We start from the raw sequence: 5,442 nt of genomic DNA on the forward strand, positions 1-5,442 counted from the left end.
CCTCAGACTGTATCTTAGCCAGGTCGCGCTCCTTGTTACCTTGTATTTTGCGGGCCTCGCCCTGTCCTTCCGACCTGAACTGATCCGCGATGCGGTTACGCTCACTTTTCATGCGGTCGTATACCCGGTCCCTTACTTCGTCCACATAGTTCATGCGCTTGAAACGGAAATCCAGTATCCGGACGCCCAGGTCTGTGGTTCTTTCATTGGCCCGCTTCAGGATGAGCGCTTCTATCTTGTCTCTTCCTACAGTGATGTCATCCAGGTTTTCCAGGTCTTCCATGATCTCGTCCGACACCTCCGGTTCGCGGTTGGTAGAGCGTACAATATCCAGCAGGTCGTGGCTGGCTATCGCGTTGCGGGTTTCGCCATCGAGTATGTCGTCAAGCCGCGACTGACCGGAACGCTCGTCGCGCAGACGGATGAAAAACTGCAGCGGATTGGTGATCTGCCATCGGGCATAAGTATCCACGAAGATGAATTTTTTGTCCTTGGTCGGTACCTGGTTCGCATCGCCGTCCCAGGCCAGGTAGCGCTTGTCGAAGAACTGCACTTTCTGGATGATGGGAATCTTGTAATGAATCCCGGGCTGGGTACGGGGTGCTCCGACAGGCTTGCCGAACTGGGTAACAATGGCCTGCTGCGTTTCGTCGAGTACGAAGATGCTGGTGAAGGCAAGCGTCAAAAGCAATACGGCAGCTAGGAGCGAGAGTATATTTCGGGTGTTCATGGGTTATTTCTTTTCAGGCTGGTTGAGGTTGAGCAACGGCAGGACGTTGTTGCCTTTTTCATCGACAATGACCTTGTCACCGATCTTGGGCAAAAGCCTTTCCATCGTTTCCAGGTAGATGCGTTTTTTGGTAACCTCAGGCGCTTTTACATATTCTTCAAACAGGGAGTTGAAGCGGGCTGCTTCACCGGTTGCCGCATTCACTCTTTTGAGCGCATAAGCCTCGGCCAGTTGGACGGTTTCATCGGCCTCGCCACGGGCACGCGGAATGATGCGGTTATATTCGGATTCGGCCTGGTTGATGAGCGTCTCGCGTTCCTGTTGAGCCTGGTTCACCGCATTGAAAGAGGGCTTGACTGGCTCGGGCGGGTTGACATCCTGCAGCACCACCTGGTCTATCCGGATACCGTTCTCGTATTCATCGCACATACGCTGCAGCAGCACCTCCACACTGGAGGCTACTTCCTGGCGGCCCACGGTGAGCACTTCGTTTACGGTGCGGTCGCCCACTATTTTGCGCATCGCAGACTCTGACATATCCCGGAGGGCTTTATCGGCATCCCGCACCTGGAACAGGTAATGAAAGGAATTCACGATCCGGTACTGTACCACCCACTCTACATTGGCCAGGTTCAGGTCGCCCGTCAGCATAAGGGATTCGTCTGAAAAGTTTTCTTTCGAGTATTCCGAACTGTTGCCGGTGGCGACGGTCCGGAAGCCGAATTCCTGCTTCATCTGCCGCTGTACCGGGATCTTTTTCATCTCTTCTATGCCAAAAGGAAGAATAAAACTGAGACCGGGTTCTACGGTACGGTTATATTGTCCGACATACAGCACGACGCCTTCTTCTTCGGGGCCAACTGTTTTGATCGAGGTGAACAGGAGGATGAGCAGCACCAGTCCAAGAAGAATCTTGCGGAAGTGCTTGCTCAACAGGAACATGTAGTGTTGAAGCCGGTAGTTGGGTTCTGCCATGGGTGCGGGGCAATTGGTTATCTCTTGTCAAGATAATATAAAAATCTTACAAGGCCTAACACCTGCCGGCGTGGCTTTCGGCTGGTTTGCCGCTATACCTGGTTTTGTAATTCTGACACGTCGGTAGCGCAGGAACAGGTATAGGTGCTTAAGGTTTCTGTGAATCCGGCAAGGGAGTTTCTGTAGAAAGGCTGGGTGCCAGGTGCAACCCGGCATGAGAGAGGCAAGGACCTGGAGCCGTATACCTACCGGTTGCAAGACTCCGCTATACCTGGTCAGGAAATGTATGACCTTATATTAAAGTCTATAAAAGTGGCTTGCGCGGTTTAGCGCCTCTGCCGGCGCAGCATTTTGCCGATCGTTCGTGCCGTCAGCAGGGCAAGAAAACCACTGACGGCAATAATTTTCATCACCATCTGAGCGTCCCGGATGGATCGGAAGCGCGTGGTGCCGTCTTTTATTTCGATATACCCGATGGGTGTGATGGATACGCCGCCTCCACCTCCAGTGCCTTCTTCTCCAGCTTTTTTGCCGCTTCCTCCTCCAAAGCCATACATGGCCTTGGCGACCGGTATCACTGTCACGCCGTCGCGCTCGACCGGCTCCCCATAAATAGAACCTGCGTTCGCCGAAATGCCTAATTTCTGAGCCAGCCGTTCCACAAATGAACTTTGACTGTTCAGGTTATCTTCCCGTGAATTTTCCATTTTTAGCTTGTTTACCGCGTTCCTGCCTCTTGTTGTTGTATGCTGCGTGTTCGTTTTTACTAAAATACCGACCAGGCTTATCCCGTAGGCTTTGGTAATAATATTGCTTAATTTATAAAATATACGTTTAAAAGTCAAAACAAGGGGTAGCCAAGGGTAGCCGATCGCCTGAATCCGGATGAAGAGCGTTAGCGGGCAGGTTAGAAGCAACATCCTTTTAGTTTACCCGGATTGGTTTTATTTCGTTAAGCAGAAGCATACCGGAATGCATAACTTCAATCAAGATAGAAAGGCATGAAAAAAACACTACTAGTTCTGGCATTGCTTGTGGCGGGAATCAGCACGCAGGCACAAACCACTATACCTGCAGCCGAAGTGCAGATCAAAACCGCTATGCTGGCGGTTCCGTCGGAAAAGCAAAAGGGAGCCGCTGTATATGGTTACAACCCCAAAGGCGAATTGGTGCTGCTGCGAAAGGGCACCAACGAGCTGATCTGCCTGGCCGATGACCCCAAGGAAGAAGGCTTGTCGGTATCCTGCTACCACCGCGACCTGGAGCCGTTCATGGCCCGCGGACGCGAACTGCGGCAGGCAGGAAAAGATACCAAAGAGATCTTTGATACCCGCGAAAAGGAAGCTAAAAGCGGAAAGCTTTCGCTGCCGAAACAACCTGCTTCTCTGTTTGTCTACACGGCTTCCGATGAAAACTACAACCCGGCAAACGGTGAAGTAAAGGAGGGGTATCTGCGCTACGTCGTCTATATCCCGTACGCCACGGCCGAGAGCACCGGGTTGCCGCTGAAGCCGGAGGGGCCCGCCATGCCCTGGATCATGTACCCGGGTACACACGGCGCCCACATCATGATCAGTCCTCCCAAAGCCAAAGAAGGTCAATAAGGGGTACCGGATTGGCTCCGGGTGGCCGATCAGGTATAGCAACAAAGGAAAGGCGCAGAAATACATCCCTGCGCCTTTCTATTTATGAGTATTATGTGTCCGGATCGAAGTGATCGGGATCGGGGAGCTATACCTAACTTATACCTTTTTGCTAAGGGCTGCCAGCAACTCATAGGAGCGAAGCCTGGCAGCAGGATCATAGATGCCGGCCGATACCATGATCTCGTCTACCTGTGTATCGTTCAGGAAGGCCTGCATTTCTTCCTGAACGGTTTTCTGACTGCCGATAAAGGAATAGCGGAGCATTTGCTGTACGGCGTATTTCTCCGAGCCATCCCACAAGCTTTCCATATCCTCGACCGGAGGCTGCAAAGGAAGCGCTTTTCCCCGGATCACGTTCAGGAAAGAAGTATACAGGGAAGTGGCATGGCGGTTGGCTTCCTGGTCGGTGTCGGCTACCACCACATTCACGCAGGCCATGGCGTAAGGCTCCTTAAGCGTTTCGGATGGCCGGAAGCTGTCGCGGTATACCTTGAGCGCTACCTGCAGAGCAGCAGGTGCAAAATGGCTGGCAAACGCATACGGCAGGCCCAGTATACCTGCCAGCTGCGCGCCGAAAGTGCTCGAGCCCAGCAGCCACACAGGAATATCGAGTCCCTCACCCGGTACGGCCCTGACGCGTGCCGTGCTGTTGGAAGAGCTCAGGTACTGCATCAGTTCCGACACATGCGCCGGAAAATCTTCGACAGAACCCTGCAGGTCACGGCGGAGGGCCATGGCCGTTACCTGGTCGGTGCCCGGTGCGCGGCCCAGTCCCAGGTCGATCCGGCCCGGGTACAAGGACTCCAGCGTACCAAACTGCTCGGCCACCACAAGCGGGGCATGGTTGGGCAGCATGATGCCCCCCGAACCTACCCGTATCGTGGAGGTGCCTCCGGCAATGTAGCCGATCAGCACGGAGGTAGCCGAACTGGCTATACCCGGCATGTTGTGGTGCTCGGCCATCCAGAAACGGGTATAGCCCAGGCGCTCTACATGCCGTGCCAGCTCCAGGCTGTGCTGGAAGGAATCGGATATACTTTTTCCTTCCCGAATGGGCACCAGGTCCAGTACAGATAATTTTATATCGCTTAGCTTTTTGCTGTTACTTCCCATTTCTAAGATTAAGTTTGTTGATCAGTTTGTACAGGTAAGGGTTTTCTGCCGATTAGCAGCACCCGTCCACGCCGCAGCTGCTGCCTTCTATGTCCAGTTTCTGGAGGGCAGGGGCCACCTGCTGAAACACATTCAGGAAAGTCTCGGAAGGTTGTGCCCCGCTTACCAGGAATTGATCGTTGATGACAAAAGCGGGTACGCCCGTGATGCCGGCTGACTTAGCGAAAGCTTCCATCTCCCGCACTTCCTTTATGCCTTCTTCTCCTTCAAAAAAGCCTTCCAGCCGTTCGGCCGGTATCCCATGCGCTATACCTACTTGCGTGAGCAGCGCGGTGTCGTTCATGTTATTTCCTTCGGTGAAGTAGCTTTTGAACAAGGCTCCGGCAACAGCTTCCTGCACGCCGCACTCGCCGGCCAGCCAGATCAGCCGGTGACCGTTGAAGGTATTGTTCACCGTCATGTCGGATGAGAAATTGAACTCGATGCCTTCTCCGGCACCAGCTTCGCTCATGCGTTTGTCCATCACATCAATCTGGGACAGGATCTGATCGCCGTAGTTGCCTTTGAAATAGTCCAGCCGGGTCATACCCTCCTGCGGGATGTTGGCATTCAGCTCGTAGGCTTTGAAGTTCAGATCAAAGTCATAGGTGCTATCCACGCTTTCTATGGCTTTCTTCAAACGACGCTCGCCTACATAACACCAGGGGCAGTTGATGTCTGAAAAAATGTCAATCTTTATTTTCTGCTTTTCCATGATCTTCTGTTAAAATCAAGCCGGCAGGCCCCGCTGTTTCCGGGTGCCTGCCGGCCTTGGTACGTACTATACTTATTGTTCAATAAAGAACTTCTCTTTTTGTCTTCTTACTTTCGGCAGGGCTGCCAGCCAGTCGTTCTCCGCGTCCCGGTAACCGAGTGGCATCAGGGTAACGCTTCGCAGGCCTTTCTCGTTCAGGTTCAGTAGCTTGTCAAGTGCTGCTG

6 protein-coding genes and 1 pseudogene are annotated in these 5,442 nt (G+C 53.1%); 1 reads left to right on the top strand and 6 read right to left on the bottom strand.

What is annotated here, in order from left to right; genetic code table 11:
* From hflC to OB13_RS10420, 3 genes are all read right to left on the bottom strand, one after another.
* A partial coding sequence (gene hflC, locus OB13_RS10410) for a protease modulator HflC (RefSeq protein ID WP_461490102.1) occupies nt 1-730 on the bottom strand: 730 nt, incomplete at its 3' end.
* A 3-nt stretch (nt 731-733) separates the two neighbouring features.
* Entirely contained in the window at nt 734-1,705 is a 972-nt protein-coding gene (hflK, locus tag OB13_RS10415; RefSeq protein ID WP_461490103.1) for an FtsH protease activity modulator HflK, read from the bottom strand.
* Nucleotides 1,706-2,031: 326 nt separating this feature from the next.
* The gene (locus OB13_RS10420) at nt 2,032-2,412 is read right to left on the bottom strand and encodes a GerW family sporulation protein (protein WP_461490104.1); all 381 of its coding nucleotides are present in this window, start codon (nt 2,410-2,412) and stop codon (nt 2,032-2,034) included.
* Nucleotides 2,413-2,706: 294 nt separating this feature from the next.
* Here OB13_RS10420 and OB13_RS10425 point away from each other — a divergent pair, with 294 nt between their 5' ends.
* Nucleotides 2,707-3,309 carry a hypothetical protein gene (locus OB13_RS10425; RefSeq protein WP_461490105.1) on the top strand — a complete coding sequence of 201 codons (603 nt, stop codon included), beginning with the start codon at nt 2,707-2,709 and terminating at the stop codon, nt 3,307-3,309.
* 138 nt (nt 3,310-3,447) lie between these two features.
* Here OB13_RS10425 and OB13_RS10430 read toward each other — a convergent pair whose 3' ends face one another.
* The 3 genes and pseudogenes from OB13_RS10430 to OB13_RS10440 form a co-directional block, all read right to left on the bottom strand.
* Nucleotides 3,448-4,464, bottom strand: coding sequence for an LLM class flavin-dependent oxidoreductase (locus OB13_RS10430; protein WP_461490106.1), 1,017 nt, complete (start codon nt 4,462-4,464; stop codon nt 3,448-3,450).
* A 52-nt stretch (nt 4,465-4,516) separates the two neighbouring features.
* A complete protein-coding gene (locus OB13_RS10435) occupies nt 4,517-5,218 on the bottom strand; it encodes a DsbA family oxidoreductase (RefSeq protein WP_461490107.1) in 702 nt (233 codons plus the stop codon).
* A 72-nt stretch (nt 5,219-5,290) separates the two neighbouring features.
* Nucleotides 5,291-5,442, bottom strand: a pseudogene (locus OB13_RS10440) (NAD(P)H-dependent oxidoreductase); the annotation flags it as partial.

The sequence above is a fragment of the Pontibacter sp. HJ8 genome (genome assembly GCF_054824225.1).

Bases quoted from the DNA above. Each gene is read 5' to 3' on its own strand.
- hflK (WP_461490103.1), bottom strand. From the start codon at position 1,705: ATGGCAGAACCCAACTACCGGCTTCAACACTACATGTTCCTGTTGAGC.
- OB13_RS10420 (WP_461490104.1), bottom strand. From the start codon at position 2,412: ATGGAAAATTCACGGGAAGATAACCTGAACAGTCAAAGTTCATTTGTG.
- OB13_RS10425 (WP_461490105.1), top strand. From the start codon at position 2,707: ATGAAAAAAACACTACTAGTTCTGGCATTGCTTGTGGCGGGAATCAGC.
- OB13_RS10430 (WP_461490106.1), bottom strand. From the start codon at position 4,464: ATGGGAAGTAACAGCAAAAAGCTAAGCGATATAAAATTATCTGTACTG.
- OB13_RS10435 (WP_461490107.1), bottom strand. From the start codon at position 5,218: ATGGAAAAGCAGAAAATAAAGATTGACATTTTTTCAGACATCAACTGC.